Below are 16,442 nucleotides of genomic sequence, written 5' to 3' on the forward strand. Positions count from 1 at the left end.
AGGCATGCCCCGAATAATCGTAATCGGATCGGTCAACCACGATCGTATATGGCAACTGGATGCTCCGCTGGTGCCGGGCGCGCGCATACAATTCTCGTCCCAGACAACCCGGCTCGGCGGCGGCGCCTATTACACCGGTCGGCAACTCCTGGAGCTTGGCGCGGATGTGGCGCTCGTCTCGCGGCTGATGCTGGATGCGCAGGGACAAGCAGCACTCCAATCACTCGTCGCAGCCGGCTTCGATACGAAGCATATCGCGATGGCGCCGGGAGAAACCGCACCGCTGGAAATTCTGCTGGAGCCGAATGGGGAGCGCACGATCATAGCGCCGGCCGGCCGATCCCAACCGCTGAAGACGGCAGCGCAATTGTCAGGCGCCGGCGTCTATATCAATGCTCTCGCTCTCGACGCAGGCCTGGTCGAACAGATCGACGCCCAGCCGCTCGTCGTTTCGCAATTCCCGCTCAGGCCCGCGACGCCGCGGCCGGCTGACTATGTCATCTCCTCGCGCGACGACGTTCCCGACGATCTCACGCTCGCATGGCAGCGCGCCGGCCAGATTGCCGGCTCGAGATTGAAGATGCTGATCCTGACCGACGGCACGCGGCCGATCACGCTATTCGATGGCCTGAAAAGCGTGGAAATCGAGCCGGCCGCCAAGGTCGATACGGCCAATACGATCGGTGCCGGCGACCGTTTTGCCGGCTCCTTCCTCTTTGCCCTGGTGGAAGGGCGGACGCCGGCGGCAGCCGCGCGGGAAGCAAGCCGGATCACAGCGGAATGGCTGCGCCGGCGCGGCGACTAAGGGCGTCACGCCGCCTCAGAAATCTGATCCCGCAGGGCAAAACGTCGTGGACAATTCATTCGAATGAATATAGAAATCATTCGAACATTCGAAAGCCCCGCTCCCCTAACGAATCCTAATGCCCAAGGAAAAGATGATGACTGAGGAGAAGACTGGCAATCCGGTCAGCGCATCCTATAACCATGCGCAGGCACTGGAAATTCTCGCCGCAAGCCGCCCCGCGAACATAAAGGCGTCAGCCGAAAGAGTGCTCGATACGCTTGGCGAGGTCGATGTTGTCGCAAACCGCACCGGCCTCGCAATGCTGCCGCTCATCGACACGGTCAAGAATACCGCTTTCCACCTTGGCGAAGTCCTGGTGTCGGAAGCGCATATCCGCGTGCCGGATCGCGCCGTCGAGGGTTATGGCGCGGTGGTCGGCCGGGATCTCGAACATGCCATGGCAATGGCGGTCATCGATGCGGCAATCGCCGCCAATCATCAAGCCGACATCATTCTCGAACTGCTGGAAGCCGAACGGCTGCACCAGCAGGCGGAAGACCGGCTGCTGCTGCAAAAAGTAGAAGCCACCCGCGTGCAGATGGAGACGTTCTGACCATGGCGCACAATCTCCTGCCAACCCTCGACGATACCCGCACAAACGCCACGTTCGAGGAACTCATGTGGGCACTGAGCCGGCCCGGACAAGTCCGGGAACTGCCCACAGCAGGCTTTTGGCCGCTTGCCGAAAGCCTGCTTGACCGCGAATGTAGCTTCCATGCGGCGGACGATCCGACCCTGGATGCGCAAATGGCCGCAACAGGCGCAAGACGTCTTCCGCTCGCCAGCGCCGACTATGTCTTCGCCACCATCAATTCCGCGGAAAAGCTCGCGGCCTTGTCGACGTTGCGCATCGGTAGCCTGCTCTATCCGGATGACGCCGCGACGCTGTTTGCTCCGGCACGCTTTGGCTCCGGACAGCGGCTGCGCCTGACCGGCCCCGGCATCAAGGACAGCGTCACGATCGATATCGACGGCATCGATCCCGCCTTCTGGCAGATGCGCGCCAGGGCAATCCGCTATCCGCTCGGCTGGGATCTCTATCTGGTCGATGGCAAGCGCCTGCTCGGCATTCCCCGTTCCACGAAAATCGAGGTGCTCTGATGGCCTATGTAGCAACCCGCGGTGGCGAATACGCCATCGAACAGGCAGAGCGGCTGTTTCGCGCCGATCTCGGCCCAATCACGCGAGAGCGCGTCGAGGCCGTGCGAACCGGTCTTCCCTATCTCATCGACCGGCTGATGGGCGAGGCATCGCTTTACGAACCCGATCTCGCCGCTCTGGCGCTCGCCCAAGCCGGCGGCGATCTCTACGAGGCGATCCTTCTGTTGCGCGCCTACCGCACCACCCAGCCCCGCATTGCCGTCGCGGAGCCGGTCGACCAGCCGGATCTTTTCACCGTCCGCCGCATCTCCGCCGCTTTCAAGGACATTCCCGGCGGTCAGATACTGGGCCCGACGCTGGATTATTCCCATCGCCTGCTCCAGGTCGATGTGCTGCAAGGTGAGGACTACGTGCCCGAGCCGGTGATCCCGGCCGTCGCACCCGCGCCGGCGACCCAGCCGTCACTGACCAGTTGGCAGAAGGCGCAAGGGCTCGTTCCGGATCACCCTGTGGAAACGGTGGCGCCGGAAGAAATCCCCGACCTGACGCGCGAGCCACTGCTCTTTCCGCCGGCACGCGCCCACAAACTGCAGAGCCTGGCGCGCGCCGACACAGGCGGCACGCTTGCGCTCGGGTATGCGACAATGCGCGGCTACAGTTCGGTGCATCCCACGGTCAACGAACTGCGCCTGGCTTACGCCCCGGTTCGCCTGCGTCATCCCACCGGCACGATCTTCAGCGCCGGCCGCGTCCGCGTCAGCCAGACCGAAGTCATCTCCAAGGCCAAGGAATTGCAACTGGGCTTCTCGGCGACCTTCGGCTGGAACGAGGTGAAGGTGATCGCGGCCGCGACGCTCGATCTCGCCTCCAGCCAGCCCAATCCGCATCCGGCCGCCAACGAGGAATTCGTTCTCTATCATACCGAGCCGGTCGAAAGCTCCGGCTTCTGCATCCACTTCAAGCTTCCGCATTACGTTACGTTCCAGTCGAGCCTCGACGCGCTGCGCCGCGTCAAGGCGGACAAGAGCGAGGCTGCTGCAAAACCCGTTGATGCCGAGAAGCTTGCCTCGAAACAGGAAGAGGTCGCGCTATGAAACTGCAGGAATTGACCAAGCCCTGGATGGCTTTCAACTACGGCTTTCTCGATGAATCCGCCAAGCGCGAAATGCGCCGCCGCATTCTGAAGGCAATTGCCGTCCCCGGTTATCAGGTGCCCTATGCCAGCCGCGAAGTGCCAATCGCCCGCGGCTGGGGAACGGGTGGCCTGCAGGTCACGCTGACGCTGCTCAAGCCAACCTCCGTCGTGAAGGTCATCGATCAAGGAGCTGACGATTCCGTCAACGCCAGCAGCATCCGCAAATTCGTCGGCCGTGTCGGAGGCGCGGTGGAGACGGAAGACACGATGGCCGCGACCATCATCCAGTCCCGACACCGCATTCCGGAGGAGAAGCTGCGCGAGGACCAGATCCTGGTGCTGCAGGTTCCGAACCCGGAACCGCTGCGACCTGTCCAGCCTGACATGTCGGTCGCGCGCGAAATGCATGGCGATGCCGATTATGGCCAACTCTGGTTGATACTCTACGAGCAGCTCGTCAAATCGGGCCGGATCATGCAGGGGTCGAGCTATCCGAGCATGGTCAACGGTCGCCATGTAATGACGCCATCGCCCATTCCGCGCTGGGATGTGCCCAAGCTCAATCAGGCGGATCACCTGACGATCCTGTCTGCCGGCCGCGAGAAGCGCATCTTCGCCGTGCCGCCTTATACACGCGTCGAGCCGCTTGTCTTCGACGACGTGCCCTACCGCGTCGAGGATCACCAGGACAAGACCTGCTATCGCAGCAACGTCGCCGGCTTTTTCATGAACGAGCTGCCGCAGGAAGATGGCTCCTCGCAATACGAGCTGTCCGACAGCCATTTTGGCGTAAAGCACATCCGCAAATCGGAAGCGGAAACCGTCGAGATCGGCGAAACCTGGTACAACAACGGAAGGATGGACTGATGGCCACGCTCGATCCCATTCAATCGGCGGCACTCACTCGCCAGCCGCCACGGCTGATGATGGCCGACCCCATCCTCACCATGCGTGGCATTGCCCGCAATTATGGCGACGTCACTGCGCTTGGCGGCGTCGACGTAACAGTCTATCCGGGCGAAGTCCTCGGCATCGTCGGCGAATCCGGTTCGGGCAAGTCTACGCTTCTTCGGATGATGAACCTCGAGGATACGCCCGACACCGGCACCTATAGTCTTGCGCTTCCCGGCCACGAGGGCCGCAACCTTTTCACACTCGACCGCTTCGAGCGGCGTATGCTGCGCGCGCATCATATCGGCATCGTCTACCAAAACCCGCATCTCGGCCTGCTGATGAACCACACCAGCAGCGGCAACGTCGCCGAGCGCCTGCTGATTGCCGGCAACCGCAATTTCGCCGAGCTGCGCGAGCGGGCACGCCAGTCGCTTGATGCGTCGGAATTTCCGATCGAACGCATGGATGCCCGACCGAACGAGCTTTCCGGCGGCATGCAGCAGCGCGTGCAGCTCGCAAAGGCGATCGCGCTTGAACCTGCAGTCCTCTTGCTCGACGAACCGACCACGGGTCTCGACGTCAGCGTTCAGGCGTTGGTGCTCGACACGCTGAAGCGGCTGCAGCGCGAACGTTCCATCACGATGGTTCTGGTTTCGCACGATCTCGGCGTCATCCGCACGATGGCAGACCGGGTTATGGTCATGCGGCGCGGCAAGGTCGTGGAACAGGGTCTTGCCGACCAGATCTTCCAGGACCCGCAACACGCCTACACCCAGCAGCTCGTTCACGCCAAGCTTTGAAGGAAACAGAAGAGATGAACATTCAGGTTTCCGCCCGGCAGAACACCGCTCCGGTCTTGCGTGTCCAGGGCCTTTCGAAGCAATTCGAAATGCATCACCTCAAGCGCACGCTGTTTGCCTTCGAGAATATCGAGTTCGAGCTGAGCGCCGGCGAATTCATCCTGCTCAAGGGCGAGAACGGCGCGGGCAAGTCCACCCTGCTGCGCACGCTCTACCGCTCTTACCTGCCGCGCGCCGGCCACATCTACTATCACACGCAGGAAGGGATCATCGATCTCGCAACGGCGGCGGATGTCGACATCGCCGTACTGCGCCGCCGGGAAATCGGCTTCGTCACCCAGTTCCTCAACGCCCGTCCGCGTGTCGCGGCCGAAGAGATCGTGGCTGAGCCACTGAGGCTTGCGGGAACGTCGCATTCCGAAGCTCTCGCCGAAGCGCGGCGCTGGCTCGATGCCTTCGGCGTGAAGAAGCAGCTCTGGTCGGCCTACCCTTCCACCTTCTCCGGCGGCGAGCAGCAGAAGGTCAATCTGGCCCGTGCGCTCATCCTGCCACAACGCCTTTTGCTGCTCGACGAACCAACGGCCTCGCTCGATCATTCCGCCCGCCGCGCGCTGGTCGAACGATTGGCTCAGCTCAAGGCATCAGGCGTTGCGATGATCGGTGTTTTTCATCATCCAGACGATGTAAAGGCATTGATCGACCGGGAATTGCATCTGGAAGCCATCAAGATCGAGGACGAGCAGGACGATGTGGCTGAGTAATTTTGAAATCGTATTACAGGATCGCGTGATCGAGCGCGGCGCCGTCAGGATCGAGGATGGGTTGATCGCGGATATCAGCGAAAGACCGGTCGAAGGCGCCGAGATAGACGGCCATGGCCGGTTTCTCCTGCCCGGTTTCGTCGACATGCATGGCGACATGATCGAGAAATGCGTGGAGCCTCGTGTCAACGTCCGCATGCCGCTCGAACTCGGCGTCTACGACCTCGACAAGATGCTTGCCGCCAACGGCGTGACAACGGCATATGCAGCCGTCGCCTTCACGCCCGCCACCTATGGTCATGTGCGCTCGATCGAGCATACTCACGCGATGATCGAGAAGCTCGCATCGATGCGAGACGAGCTTTTGATCGACCACCGCGTCCACGGCCGCTTCGAGGTAACCTTCCTGCCCGCGATCGAGGAAGCAAAGGTCCTGATAAACGCCGGCGCACTTCATCTGATCTCGCTGATGGACCACACGCCTGGCCAGGGACAATATCGCGATATCGAACTGCACATCGCCAACACGGCGAAGGTCAAGAAGATCAGCGAGACCCAGGCGGCGGAAATGGTCAGGCAGCGCATGGCCGCCCGCAGCGAACACGGCGACAGCATGGACATCATCAACGGGTTGGCGGAATTGGCACGCGAGCACGGTGTCGTGCTGGCATCCCACGACGACGACACGGTCGAGAAGGCAGCGCTGCTGCATAGCCTCGGCGCCGCGATCAGCGAATTTCCGATCAACATTGCAACGGCGACCGAAGCGAGGCGGTTGGGATTGGCAACGGCCATGGGCGCACCGAATGCGCTGCGCGGCCTTTCCTACTCCGGCAATCTTTCCGCACGCGAAGCCTATGAGGCCGGCGTGCTGGATATCCTCGCGAGCGATTATCACCCATCGGCTATTCTGCCTGCGGTGATCGCGCTTGCGGAAATCGGCAAGGGCGGTCTTCCCGCTTCGGTCGCATTGGCAAGCGCCAACCCGGCCAAGGCACTCGGCTTGCATGATCGCGGTCGGATCTGCGAGGGGCTGCGTGCCGATTTCGTGATTGCGGAACGCGGCAAAGTACCGCGCGTACGCGGCACCATCCGCAGCGGCAAGATGATCTGGTCGGACGGCTCCATCAAGGGCTTTTGATCCGCGAGGCTTTACTGTCTCACACTCCGAGCCAGCAAGTGGCGCCGGTCATCAGCGGGAGGGTGCGTCCCTCCCGCTGATTTGCACAGCTCACATCGCCTTTTCCGGATGCGGTGAGCCCTCATAAGCACCCCAGATCGACTGATCGAAATTGATCGTGGCGCCGGTCATCAGGCCGGACTCTTCAGACGACAGGAAGGCGACGGCGCGGGCGACCTCGGCCGGATCGACCAGCCGGCCGAAAGGCTGCTCCGCGGCCGCCTTTGCCAACCAATCTTCCGCGGCCCCGTGATATTCGCGCTGGATGCGATCCTCGCCGTCGCTCGACATCCAACCGATATTGAGGGCGTTGACCCTGATCCGGTTCTTAAGCAGTGAGAAAGCTGTATTCCGGGTCAAGGTATCGAGCGCTCCCTTGGAAGAGCAATAGGCGCTAATGAAGGGCTGGCCGGCCAACGACGACATCGAGGAGATGTTGACGATCGTCCCTTCGATGCCGTTGGCGATCATGTTCTTGATCACGTCCTGCATCAGGAAGAAGGGCGCACGCACATTGACGGCGAACATTCGGTCGAACAGGTCCGGGTCGGTGTCGAGAATGGTGCCTCGATCGGTGATGGCGGCGACATTGACGAGCGCATCGATGCGGCCGAATTTCTCGACCGCTGTCGCGATGACCTTGCGGCAGTCCTCGACCTCGCCGAGATCAGCAGGGACGAAAACAACCGGTATCTTATAGCGATCGCCAATCTCGCGTGCCTTGGCTTCACCCTTGGCGGTGCTGCGGCCGCAGATTGTCAATCCGGTGGCCCCGCGTTCGGCAAAGAGCCGGGCGACTTCCGCGCCCAGCCCCTGCGTGCCGCCGGTGATGACGGCAAATTTTCCATCCAGTCGGCCCATCGGATCCTCAAGCCTCCCTGCGCGCAGCATGGGCGGCGATCAGTCCGGCAAACTGCCCGGCATCCGTTGCAGCATCAATTGCCTCAGCCATGATCTGCGCCTGGGTCTTCGGGGCGAGGCCGCCGACTGGAGGATCGCTGTCGAGGTTGGTGGGGAAGGCATAGCCCTCGGCCGTCGACGCGATGACGTTGGCAACCTCTGCCCGGCTCAGTGTCCCGGCACCGAATGCAGTGAGAAGTGCGGGATAGACAGTCACCGACATGCGGCTGCGGTTGACGCTCTCCATCGCCCGCCCGAAGGCCGAGGAAACCTGCAGGAGATTGGCCATGCGATAGATGTCTTTCGAGACATTGTTGCCGGCGCCGTGCATGACCGCCGGATTGAAGAAGACGGCATCGCCCTTCTCAAGCGGCAATTGCACATGATGCTCGGCAAAATAGGCCTGGAATTCCGGTCGGCCGAAAGCGATATAGCCCTCGAAGAAGGTCTGCGAATAGGGCAGGAACAACGTCGGCCCGCTTTCAAGCGGCATGTCGCAATGCGCGACTGCACCCTGCAGCGTCAATAGCGGCGAAACCGCGTGGATATGGCCGGGATAGGCCTGCATCTGCTGCGGCGACATGAAGCCGAGGTGGTAATCACGATGCGGCTTCTGCGCTGTGCCGCCGGGATTGACCCGGTTCATCTGCGCCGTCATCTGGTAGCCGACGCCGAGCCAGGCCTCCGACACAAGCGCGACCGCAGTCGAAGCATAATAGCGGGCAAAATTCTCCGGGTCCGCCAGGCAGTGTTTCTCGAGCGCATTCCAGATGCGGTCATTGGCGCCGGGCTTGGCAAAGTGATCACCCCCGCCCTTGCCCTTTTCTTTCTCTTCGCGAACGATAGCTTCGAACACAGAGGTCGCGCTATCAACAACCGCGTTATCCGGCATGGCGTTCTTGATAACGATGATGCCTGGGCCTGTGGTAAAGACTTCGACCCACTCGGCCATCAAAGCGCGGCGGTCGTCTTCATTCGCGGCGGCGGCGCGAACCTTGCCGCCATCATAGATGAGGATGTTCTTCTCGATTCCTGCCGCCAACGGCCAGTCCGCAGGATTGGCTGTCTTTTCGACCAGGGCTTTAAAGGTGTCGAAATTGCCGCAGTCGGCCGAAAGCCAAACCTTCTGGCTGCGCCGGCTGGCGAGCGTCTGAGCGTCCATGGTGATCTCCTCCCAAAGTGACGTTGGACTTATGGGATTGATCCTAGCCTCGGCCCGACCTATGAAAAAGATAGGAAACACCTCAAAAACACCTCAGAAAGAGTCACCTTGAAGTCACGTTTCCCCTTGAAAGACATCGCGCTGCAAGCCGGGCTCAGCCTTGCGACCGTCGATCGGGTGATGCATGAGCGCACCGGCGTTCGCACCGTTACCCGCTCGCGGGTCTCAGCGGCGATTGCCGAACTGGAACGACAGTATGTGCAGTCCGGCCTTGTCGGAAAGCGGCTCGTGATCGACGTCGTCATGGATACGCCACAGCGCTTTTCGGCGGCCGTCCGCGAAGCCTTCGAAGCGGAACTGCCCGGCATGCGGCCTGCATCGTTTTCCGCACGTTTTCATGTGGCCGAGACGATGAGCGAGGCAGAACTTCTGGCCATACTGCGCGCCATACGTCGCCGCGGCAGCCATGGCGTCGTGCTCAAGGCTCCGTCGACGCCCGCCATTGCCGATATCGCCGCCCAACTTATGGCGGCGAAAATCCCGGTCGTTACTTTGGTGACCGACCTGCCCGAAAACTCTCGTATCGGCTATGTCGGCATGGACAACCGCGTGGCGGGAGCAACGGCAGCCTATCTGCTCGGTCGCATGGCCGGAGAGCAGAAGGGCAAGGTGCTGGTGACGCTGTCGAGCAGCCTTTTTGCTGGCGAGGACGAGCGTGAACGGGGATTTCGTGACGTACTGTCAGGGCGATTCCCCCATCTTTCGGTCGTGCGAATTTCCGAAGGCTTCGGCGTCGACCGCACAACCGAGCTGCTTGTCCGCGATGCGCTGGAACGTGAGCCGGAAATCCATGCGGTCTATTCGGCCGGCGGCGCCAATCGCGCCATATTGAAGGCCTTTGCCGAAGCCCGGCGCGCGTGCACTGTCTTCGCCGCTCATGATCTCGATCAGGATAATGTCCGGCTACTGTCAACTGGCGAGATCACCTTCGTCATTCACCACGATCTGCGCCACGATGCCCGCAGTGCCTGCCAGCTCATGCTCGCCTATCACCGGATGCTGCCGGCCGACTTTCAGGTAGCGCCGTCGCGGGTTGCGATCGCAACCCCATTCGACCCAGTGCATTGATCGATGGCTCCGTGCGCAGTCGGCGAGCAGGCTATACGATTACTGCGACAGCGTGCCATCGACCATGATCTGGATTCGCCCGAGGCTGCAGCGCTCGACCCGCACTTCAATTCCATAAACCTCAGCCAACAGCTCTGGCGTGATGATCTCGTCGGCCGCCCCATGAACCTTGAGGTCTCCGTCTTTCAGCACCGCCACGGAATTCGCATAGCGAAGCGCCAACGGGACATCGTGAAGCACGGCGACCACGATCGTTCCCGATTCGCGGGCGAGCGCGGCTGCACATTCCATGACGTGAATCTGATGCTTGAGATCGAGTGCACTTGTCGGTTCGTCGAGCAGCAGGACTTCGGGACGGCGGACGATGGCCTGGGCCAACGCGACCATCTGCCTTTGACCTCCCGATAGCTCCGCAAGCGGCGACATGGCGAGATCGACGGCGCTTAGCCGCGCGAGAGCATCATAGGCTTCCTTCATGGCGGTCTCGCGACCGAGCATGCCGCTGCAGGCGCTCATGACAGCTTCGATGACGGGCAGGCCGATAGCCGGCGGCTGCGATTGCGGCATATAGGCAATCCTCTTGGCTCGCTCCGCCCGCGAAAGGCGGGCGAGATCCGTACCGTCGAGAAGAATTTTGCCGGAAGCCGAACCAAGGCCGGCAATCCCGCGCAATAATGTGGACTTGCCGGCCGCGTTCGGCCCGAGGAGCGCCAGAACCTCGCCGCGCGGCAGCGGGCCGAGCGAAATGGAATGCACAACCCTTTTTCGACCGTAGGCGACGGTGAGATCGCGAATGACGAGACCGGCCCCCTCATCCGTCATCGGCTCGGTCTCCCGTTGAAGATCAGGATGACGAAGAGTGGCACGCCGACGAGCGCCGTGACGATGCCGACAGGAACGACGAGCCCCGGCAGCACGATTTTGCTGGTAATCGAGGCAAGCGATAGCAGCAGGGCGCCGACCAGCGCACTGGCAGGAAGCGTAAAACGCTGATCCTCGCCCACTAAAAGTCGCGCGATATGCGGCCCGACAAGACCGATGAAGCCGATCGTGCCGACGAAGGCGACCGCGATGGCCGAGAGGAGGCTTACCCGCAGCAGGGAGAGATAGCGCAGCCGCACGACATCGATGCCGAAGCTGATCGCCCGTTCCTCCCCCATACGCAGTGCCGTCATTTGACCGGCGGCGCCGAAAGATAAGGGCATGACCACGGTAAGGGTAATTGCCAGCACGGCGACCTTGTCCCAATTGGCCCGTGCGAGACTGCCGACCGACCAGAAGACGAGCTGCTGCAGCACATCCTCCGTCGCCATCAACTGAAACAGCAGGATGACCGCGTTACAGCTGAAGACGAGCGCAATTCCGAGCAGCACCATCGTCTCCATATTTCCGGCCCGCAGCCTTGAAAGGGCATCGAGCAACAGTACCGAACCGAAGGCGAAGACGAAAGCGGCAAGCGAGACCAGCCAGTTATAAGGCAGCCAGGAAAGCGCGAGATGGAAGACGATGACCGTCGAAGCGCCCAATGCCGCCGCCGAGGCGACGCCCAGCGTGAAGGGGCTGGCGAGCGGATTGTTGAGGATGACCTGCATCTCCGCTCCGGCGAGCGAGAGCGAAGCGCCAACAAGTACGGCCATGAGCGCAAAAGGCAGGCGAACGTTCCAGATGATGACGCGATCGGTGGGTGACAGATCCCCCGCATGGAAAATCCCGTTAAGGAGATCCGCCGCACTCATGCCAGATGAGCCCGTGACAACGTCATAGCCGAACGATACCAGAAGAAGCACAAACAGCAGAGCTATGATGACGAGACGCCGCAGCACGAGGCCGCGATAGGCGATCTGCGTGTTCGCAAAACCCGAGATCGTACCGGCATCGTGCTTGTGCCCCGAGGTCACAGGAGCGTCCATCCACCGTTTCCCGTCAATTCGCGACGCCGGACTCGACCCAATAGGTGCCGGCGGTGTCGATCGCGAGCAGCGATTTGGCCATCTCCTGCTCTGTCTTGGCCGGATCTATGTCCTGAAACAGCTCCGGATGAATCCATTTTGCCAGAGCTTCGATGGCAAGGATATTGTAGGGCGAATTATAGAAGTCATGCCAAAGGCCGTAGGCCTTGCGATCGCGGATCGCTCGCAATTCCTTGAATTCCGGACGGGCAAGAACGGCGCCGAGGCTCTTTTGCGCAGCCTCTTCGTCAACTCCTGCCCCCAGCAACAGGCCGGGAGAGCGATTGCCAGTGGCAATGTAGATATCGGGATCAGCGTGGAGAACATATTCGACCGCGACGTCGCCGATAGCGCCGGGCACGACGCTGGCCGCGATATTACGACCCCCGACCGTAGCGACGAACTGTCCGAGGCCGCCATTACCCGTCGTGTGGCCGGGCGCCTGCCAAACGCCCGCGAGAAGTTCGAGAAAGACGCTCGGCTTCTGCTCGTCCTTCAAGGCGGCGACGCGCGATGTGATCAAGCCAAGATGTCGGGCATAGAAATCGGTGAACTCCTTTGCCTCCGCTTGGCGGCCGATAGCTTCACCGATGACAGTGATGCTCTTCGGCGTGTTCTCGATGGGAGAAACACGAAAATCGACATAGAGCACGGCGATGCCTGCCTGTGCCAAGGTTTCCGCGATCGGGCTATGCGCTTTCGGTCCCTCGCCGGCGACGCTGAAGATCACCAGATCCGGCTTCAACGAAAGAATGGTCTCGACGCTCACGCTCACTTCGGAGGTCTCACCGATTACGGCGATATCGGCAACGGCCGGAAACTTCTTCTTGTAGGTTTCGAACGTATGCGGATCGAGCTTGCGCAGATCATTCTGCCAACCGACGACGCGCTGAAACGGATTGTCGCGGTCGAGCAGCGCCAGAGCATAGCTGAGCCGGCTTTCGCCCAGCACGATGCGCGAGACATGGTCGGGCACGTGGACCTTACGGCCAAGGACATCGGTCACATCTGCTCCATGCGCGATCGCAGGCAGAACCAGGCCGATCGAGAGGAAAGCGAGAATACGCAGAGCCCTTAACAGCGAGCCGGCAATCGTCATCAAGAACTCCTTGGCGATTATTCGAAAATATCAAAGTGGCCGTGCGGTTGGAGCAGCCGCCGGGACCCCGTCGGATCGAGGATCTCTTGCATCAATCCTTGCAGACGGGGAACTGAAACCTCGTCATATCGATATGCATAATATGAATTTCTATCTCCACTTTTTCTCGTAAATGTGCATTTTCCTAAAGCGAAGCACTAGGAATGGTCGACGAGCATGCAATCCCCCAACATAAACAGTATCGATCTCAACCTGTTGCGCGTGTTCGATGCCGTCTTTCGGGAGCGCAACATCCTGCGTGCGGCGCAACGCCTCGGAATGAGCCAGCCTGCGGCCAGCCACGCTCTGGCACGCCTGCGCCATGCGCTCGGTGACGATCTTTTCGTGCGCTCGGCTCAGGGCATGCTGCCGACATCGCGGGCCGAGCAGCTTGCCGAACCCATTAGGCAGGCGCTCAGCTATCTTGAACTTGGCCTGCAATCCGGGTCGTTCGAGGCTTCGACCGCGCGCCAGCAGTTCAGGCTTGCGCTCGACAACAGTTCGGCAATCGCGCTGACATCGAGGATCGTTTCCATGGTCGGCGCCGCGGCGCCCGGCATCTCACTCAATCTGCGGCCGAGCGGCACCATCGATATAGACCCGATGCTCGATGCGTCCGAGCTCGACCTCTTCATCGGCCGTCCCGGCGAGGATCGCGAACGCTTCGCGTCGCAACAGCTGAGCAGCGACGATTTCGTCATTGTGCATCGGGCACAAATCCGCGCGACGCAAAGCCCGATGACCTTGGAGGAACTGATCGGAAGACCGCATCTCAATCTCTCCTCAGCTGGCGACGACACCGGCTTTCTTGACCGCTGGCTTGCCGAACGACAAGCCCATCGCGACGTCAAGCACTCTGTGCCGCTGCTTGGATGCACCGCCGTCCTGCAGGAGCACGATATGTACATACCCATGAGAAGGCCTATTGCCGAAGCTATCTGCAACGGCTCCGGCCTGACGATCAGCGAGCTACCCTTCGCCTCGCCGCGGATAACGACCTGCATGCGATGGCATCGACGACTGGATTCTCAGCCGGCCCATATCTGGCTGCGCGAAGCGATCGCAAAAGCGGGCGGATCAGGCGGGAAGCCGGTTATTCGATCTCAGTGATTTCCAGCTCTTCCTTACCGAGGGTCACGACATCGCCGACTGCCTTGCCCATGAGAAGCCTGGCAACGGGTGATACATAGGAAATCGAGCCCGTCTTCGGATCGGCCTCATCCTCTCCGACAATGCGGTATTTCTGCACGCGCCCATCTTCACGACAGTAGGTCACCATGCTTCCGAAAGCGACGACGTCCGATGAAACGGGCGCCGGTACCACTTCGGCAGTGCGAACCCTTTCCGCGAAATAGCGCGCATCGCGCAGCGGTATCGACGTCTGCCGGCGGCGCTCGTTGATATCCTCGATTGCGCTTGCTGCTTCATAGGCCTTGCGCGCGTCCTGAAGCTGCAGTTCCAGAGCTTTCAATCCCGGCTCGGTCACGCGGTTCGGATGCGGAGAAATCGGCCGATCCGGCAGCACGGTTTCCGCCGCCGTTTCAGCACTTTCTTCCTTCATGAACGCAGTGCTCAATTTCAAACTCCATTCCTACGAACAAATCAGCCTTGAACTATAGACCAGATAGCAAGCTGGGAGAAACACGGATGGTCGACCGCTGGGATACGACCCGCCGAATATGTGTGCGGAGATTTCTTGGCATTCCGCACGCCATTGCGTAGCATCGCGCCAAACCGGGACACGCCCTAAGGGCAGTTCTGGCCCGCGCCAAAGTTAAAACAAGGGATCACCATGCGTCTGGATAAGGAGTTGTTCCGCTCCCTCTCTCTTCTCGGCATGGTCTTGGGCCTGATCTTCTTTGCAGCTTCGCTCACCCCCAGCCTCATGCCACGCTCCTATCTCGTGCAGGGCCTACTCTCCGGCATCAGCGCCGGTGTCGGCTACATGATAGGCACGGCACTGACCTGGCTCTGGATCTATCTGCAGCTGCCGGTTCCCAAGCGGTCGCTGAAACTAGCCCGTTGGTCGATCGGCATCGCCTGCCTGCTTCTCTGCCTGGCAGCCCTCTGGCATGCGACCTTCTGGCAGAATTCGATTCGCATTCTGTGGAAGATGCCGCCGATCGCCAGCGCCGATCCCTATTGGCTTGCCGCCGTGGCCGCAGTGACCTTTTTGATCGCGCTCATCGTCGGACGTCTTTTCCGCGTCGCCAGCCTGCTGTTTTCGCAATGGCTTGCACGCGTGGTCCCGCGCCGGCTTTCAAAGGTGATCGGCGCCCTCATCGCCGTCGCATTGTTCTGGTCGATCGGCCAGGGCATATTGCTTCGTTTCGCGCTGGACACCGCGGATGCATCCTTCAAGCAGGCCGACGCGCTGATCGAAGACGACCAGCCGATGCCGCAAGCCGACATGAAGACCGGCAGCTCTGCCTCGCTGGTCGCCTGGCAAGGGCTGGGACGACAGGGCCGGTATTTCGTGGCCTCAGGCCCCGGCGCCGGCAATATCTCAAGCTTCTGGAACGGGCCGGCAAAGCAGCCGCTTCGTATCTATGTCGGTTTGAACAACGCTGAAACCAGCAAGGAGCGCGCTGCCCTCGCCCTGAAGGAGATGATCCGGCAGGGCGCCTTCGATCGCTCCATGCTGGTCGTGATTGTGCCGACCGGAACGGGTTGGATCGACCCGGCCGCGGTCGACACGCTCGAATATGTGCAGCATGGTGATGTCGCCAGCGTCGCCGTCCAATATTCCTATCTGACAAGCTGGATGTCGCTGCTCTTCGAGCCGCAGCAGGGCGAGGAAACGGCAACCGACCTGTTCGACACCGTTTACGGCTATTGGTCGAAACTGCCGCGAGACAAGCGGCCAAAACTCTACCTGCACGGCCTGAGCCTCGGCGCGATGAACTCGCAGCTGTCGCTCGATATCTACAACGTCATCGGCGATCCCGTGAATGGCGCACTCTGGAGCGGTCCTCCGTTCCGCAGCGTCAGATGGAAGGCGGCAACTGCGGCGCGCAGCCCCGGCACGCCGGAATGGCTGCCGAGATTCCGCGACGGTTCCGTGATCCGCTTTGCAAACCAGGAGCATGCGCCGGACCAGTTCGCCGCTCCCTGGGGGCCGCTCCGGGTCATCTATCTGCAATATGCGAGCGATCCCGTGGTATTCTTCGATGCCGCTTCCGCCTTTCGCGAGCCGGATTGGATGAAAGCGCCTCGCGGGCCTGATGTCTCGCCGGAACTCACCTGGATACCGGTCGTGACCATGCTCCAGTTGCTCTTCGACATGATGATCGCAACGACGTCTCCGATCGGCTACGGACACATCTACGCGCCCCAGCACTATATAGACTGCTGGGTATCGCTGACCGATGCGCAAATCTCGCCGGAGGATCTCACACGCCTGAAATCGCTCTTCGCCGCCCGCTTCGGAATGACAAACTAGAGCCG

General features: G+C 61.1%; 17 protein-coding genes. 11 read left to right on the top strand and 6 right to left on the bottom strand.

Features of this window, described 5'->3' with window-relative positions:
• Window positions 1-4: 4 nt before the first annotated feature.
• The 8 genes from BJ928_RS15105 (at window position 5) to BJ928_RS15140 (ending at window position 6,679) form a co-directional block, all read left to right on the top strand.
• On the top strand, window positions 5-805 hold the full coding sequence (locus BJ928_RS15105) for a PfkB family carbohydrate kinase (protein ID WP_047630265.1): 801 nt from the start codon (window positions 5-7) through the stop codon (window positions 803-805).
• A gap of 118 nt (window positions 806-923) precedes the next feature.
• A complete protein-coding gene (gene phnG, locus BJ928_RS15110; protein WP_245432330.1) occupies window positions 924-1,400 on the top strand; it encodes a phosphonate C-P lyase system protein PhnG in 477 nt (158 codons plus the stop codon).
• A 2-nt stretch (window positions 1,401-1,402) separates the two neighbouring features.
• Complete coding sequence (phnH, locus tag BJ928_RS15115; RefSeq protein ID WP_047630267.1) at window positions 1,403-1,948, top strand: phosphonate C-P lyase system protein PhnH; 546 nt, start codon at window positions 1,403-1,405, stop codon at window positions 1,946-1,948.
• Entirely contained in the window at window positions 1,948-3,042 is a 1,095-nt protein-coding gene (locus tag BJ928_RS15120; RefSeq protein ID WP_047630268.1) for a carbon-phosphorus lyase complex subunit PhnI, read from the top strand. The genes phnH and BJ928_RS15120 overlap by 1 nt, the downstream gene beginning before the upstream one ends.
• Entirely contained in the window at window positions 3,039-3,950 is a 912-nt protein-coding gene (locus BJ928_RS15125) for an alpha-D-ribose 1-methylphosphonate 5-phosphate C-P-lyase PhnJ (protein ID WP_047630270.1), read from the top strand. Before BJ928_RS15120 ends, BJ928_RS15125 begins: the two co-directional genes overlap by 4 nt.
• Window positions 3,950-4,777 carry an ATP-binding cassette domain-containing protein gene (locus BJ928_RS15130; RefSeq protein WP_047630272.1) on the top strand — a complete coding sequence of 276 codons (828 nt, stop codon included), beginning with the start codon at window positions 3,950-3,952 and terminating at the stop codon, window positions 4,775-4,777. The genes BJ928_RS15125 and BJ928_RS15130 overlap by 1 nt, the downstream gene beginning before the upstream one ends.
• 14 nt (window positions 4,778-4,791) lie before the next feature.
• Window positions 4,792-5,538: an ATP-binding cassette domain-containing protein gene (locus BJ928_RS15135; protein WP_052227558.1), complete on the top strand. Its 747-nt coding sequence runs from the start codon at window positions 4,792-4,794 to the stop codon at window positions 5,536-5,538.
• The gene (locus BJ928_RS15140) at window positions 5,525-6,679 is read left to right on the top strand and encodes an alpha-D-ribose 1-methylphosphonate 5-triphosphate diphosphatase (protein ID WP_047630273.1); all 1,155 of its coding nucleotides are present in this window, start codon (window positions 5,525-5,527) and stop codon (window positions 6,677-6,679) included. The genes BJ928_RS15135 and BJ928_RS15140 overlap by 14 nt, the downstream gene beginning before the upstream one ends.
• Before the next feature lie 90 nt (window positions 6,680-6,769).
• Here BJ928_RS15140 and BJ928_RS15145 read toward each other — a convergent pair whose 3' ends face one another.
• Window positions 6,770-7,579 (bottom strand): SDR family oxidoreductase, encoded by an 810-nt coding sequence (locus tag BJ928_RS15145; RefSeq protein ID WP_047630275.1) that lies wholly within the window; start codon window positions 7,577-7,579, stop codon window positions 6,770-6,772.
• 7 nt (window positions 7,580-7,586) lie between these two features.
• A complete protein-coding gene (locus BJ928_RS15150; protein WP_047630277.1) occupies window positions 7,587-8,780 on the bottom strand; it encodes a phytanoyl-CoA dioxygenase family protein in 1,194 nt (397 codons plus the stop codon).
• A gap of 108 nt (window positions 8,781-8,888) precedes the next feature.
• Here BJ928_RS15150 and BJ928_RS15155 point away from each other — a divergent pair, with 108 nt between their 5' ends.
• Window positions 8,889-9,908: a LacI family DNA-binding transcriptional regulator gene (locus tag BJ928_RS15155; RefSeq protein WP_047630280.1), complete on the top strand. Its 1,020-nt coding sequence runs from the start codon at window positions 8,889-8,891 to the stop codon at window positions 9,906-9,908.
• 39 nt (window positions 9,909-9,947) lie between these two features.
• On the opposite strand, the gene BJ928_RS15160 is transcribed toward BJ928_RS15155, so the two are convergent.
• From BJ928_RS15160 to BJ928_RS15170, 3 genes are read right to left on the bottom strand one after another with little or no spacing between them, the layout of a single operon-like run.
• Window positions 9,948-10,730: an ABC transporter ATP-binding protein gene (locus BJ928_RS15160; protein ID WP_047630282.1), complete on the bottom strand. Its 783-nt coding sequence runs from the start codon at window positions 10,728-10,730 to the stop codon at window positions 9,948-9,950.
• Window positions 10,727-11,818, bottom strand: coding sequence for an iron ABC transporter permease (locus tag BJ928_RS15165; protein WP_082011804.1), 1,092 nt, complete (start codon window positions 11,816-11,818; stop codon window positions 10,727-10,729). Before BJ928_RS15165 ends, BJ928_RS15160 begins: the two co-directional genes overlap by 4 nt.
• Before the next feature lie 13 nt (window positions 11,819-11,831).
• Window positions 11,832-12,956: an ABC transporter substrate-binding protein gene (locus BJ928_RS15170; RefSeq protein WP_047630283.1), complete on the bottom strand. Its 1,125-nt coding sequence runs from the start codon at window positions 12,954-12,956 to the stop codon at window positions 11,832-11,834.
• Window positions 12,957-13,172: 216 nt separating this feature from the next.
• Between BJ928_RS15170 and BJ928_RS15175 the strand changes: the two genes are divergently transcribed.
• On the top strand, window positions 13,173-14,105 hold the full coding sequence (locus tag BJ928_RS15175; RefSeq protein ID WP_052227559.1) for a LysR family transcriptional regulator: 933 nt from the start codon (window positions 13,173-13,175) through the stop codon (window positions 14,103-14,105).
• Here BJ928_RS15175 and greA read toward each other — a convergent pair.
• The gene (greA, locus tag BJ928_RS15180; RefSeq protein ID WP_047630505.1) at window positions 14,089-14,571 is read right to left on the bottom strand and encodes a transcription elongation factor GreA; all 483 of its coding nucleotides are present in this window, start codon (window positions 14,569-14,571) and stop codon (window positions 14,089-14,091) included. The two genes, BJ928_RS15175 and greA, sit on opposite strands and share 17 nt — an antisense overlap.
• 216 nt (window positions 14,572-14,787) lie before the next feature.
• On the opposite strand from greA, the gene BJ928_RS15185 reads away from it, so the two are divergent.
• On the top strand, window positions 14,788-16,437 hold the full coding sequence (locus BJ928_RS15185; RefSeq protein ID WP_047630285.1) for an alpha/beta-hydrolase family protein: 1,650 nt from the start codon (window positions 14,788-14,790) through the stop codon (window positions 16,435-16,437).
• The last annotated feature ends 5 nt before the right edge of the window (window positions 16,438-16,442 follow it).

The organism is Rhizobium sp. WW_1 (assembly GCF_003610155.1).
Taxonomy (GTDB): Bacteria; Pseudomonadota; Alphaproteobacteria; order Rhizobiales; family Rhizobiaceae; genus Rhizobium; species Rhizobium tropici_A.

What these genes read in the sequence shown, in the direction of transcription:
- BJ928_RS15105 (WP_047630265.1), top strand. Translation starts at nt 5, where the DNA reads ATGCCCCGAATAATCGTAATCGGATCGGTCAACCACGATCGTATATGG.
- phnG (WP_245432330.1), top strand. Translation starts at nt 924, where the DNA reads ATGCCCAAGGAAAAGATGATGACTGAGGAGAAGACTGGCAATCCGGTC.
- phnH (WP_047630267.1), top strand. Translation starts at nt 1,403, where the DNA reads ATGGCGCACAATCTCCTGCCAACCCTCGACGATACCCGCACAAACGCC.
- BJ928_RS15120 (WP_047630268.1), top strand. Translation starts at nt 1,948, where the DNA reads ATGGCCTATGTAGCAACCCGCGGTGGCGAATACGCCATCGAACAGGCA.
- BJ928_RS15125 (WP_047630270.1), top strand. Translation starts at nt 3,039, where the DNA reads ATGAAACTGCAGGAATTGACCAAGCCCTGGATGGCTTTCAACTACGGC.
- BJ928_RS15130 (WP_047630272.1), top strand. Translation starts at nt 3,950, where the DNA reads ATGGCCACGCTCGATCCCATTCAATCGGCGGCACTCACTCGCCAGCCG.
- BJ928_RS15135 (WP_052227558.1), top strand. Translation starts at nt 4,792, where the DNA reads ATGAACATTCAGGTTTCCGCCCGGCAGAACACCGCTCCGGTCTTGCGT.
- BJ928_RS15140 (WP_047630273.1), top strand. Translation starts at nt 5,525, where the DNA reads ATGTGGCTGAGTAATTTTGAAATCGTATTACAGGATCGCGTGATCGAG.
- BJ928_RS15145 (WP_047630275.1), bottom strand. Translation starts at nt 7,579, where the DNA reads ATGGGCCGACTGGATGGAAAATTTGCCGTCATCACCGGCGGCACGCAG.
- BJ928_RS15150 (WP_047630277.1), bottom strand. Translation starts at nt 8,780, where the DNA reads ATGGACGCTCAGACGCTCGCCAGCCGGCGCAGCCAGAAGGTTTGGCTT.
- BJ928_RS15160 (WP_047630282.1), bottom strand. Translation starts at nt 10,730, where the DNA reads ATGACGGATGAGGGGGCCGGTCTCGTCATTCGCGATCTCACCGTCGCC.
- BJ928_RS15165 (WP_082011804.1), bottom strand. Translation starts at nt 11,818, where the DNA reads ATGGACGCTCCTGTGACCTCGGGGCACAAGCACGATGCCGGTACGATC.
- BJ928_RS15170 (WP_047630283.1), bottom strand. Translation starts at nt 12,956, where the DNA reads ATGACGATTGCCGGCTCGCTGTTAAGGGCTCTGCGTATTCTCGCTTTC.
- BJ928_RS15175 (WP_052227559.1), top strand. Translation starts at nt 13,173, where the DNA reads ATGCAATCCCCCAACATAAACAGTATCGATCTCAACCTGTTGCGCGTG.
- BJ928_RS15185 (WP_047630285.1), top strand. Translation starts at nt 14,788, where the DNA reads ATGCGTCTGGATAAGGAGTTGTTCCGCTCCCTCTCTCTTCTCGGCATG.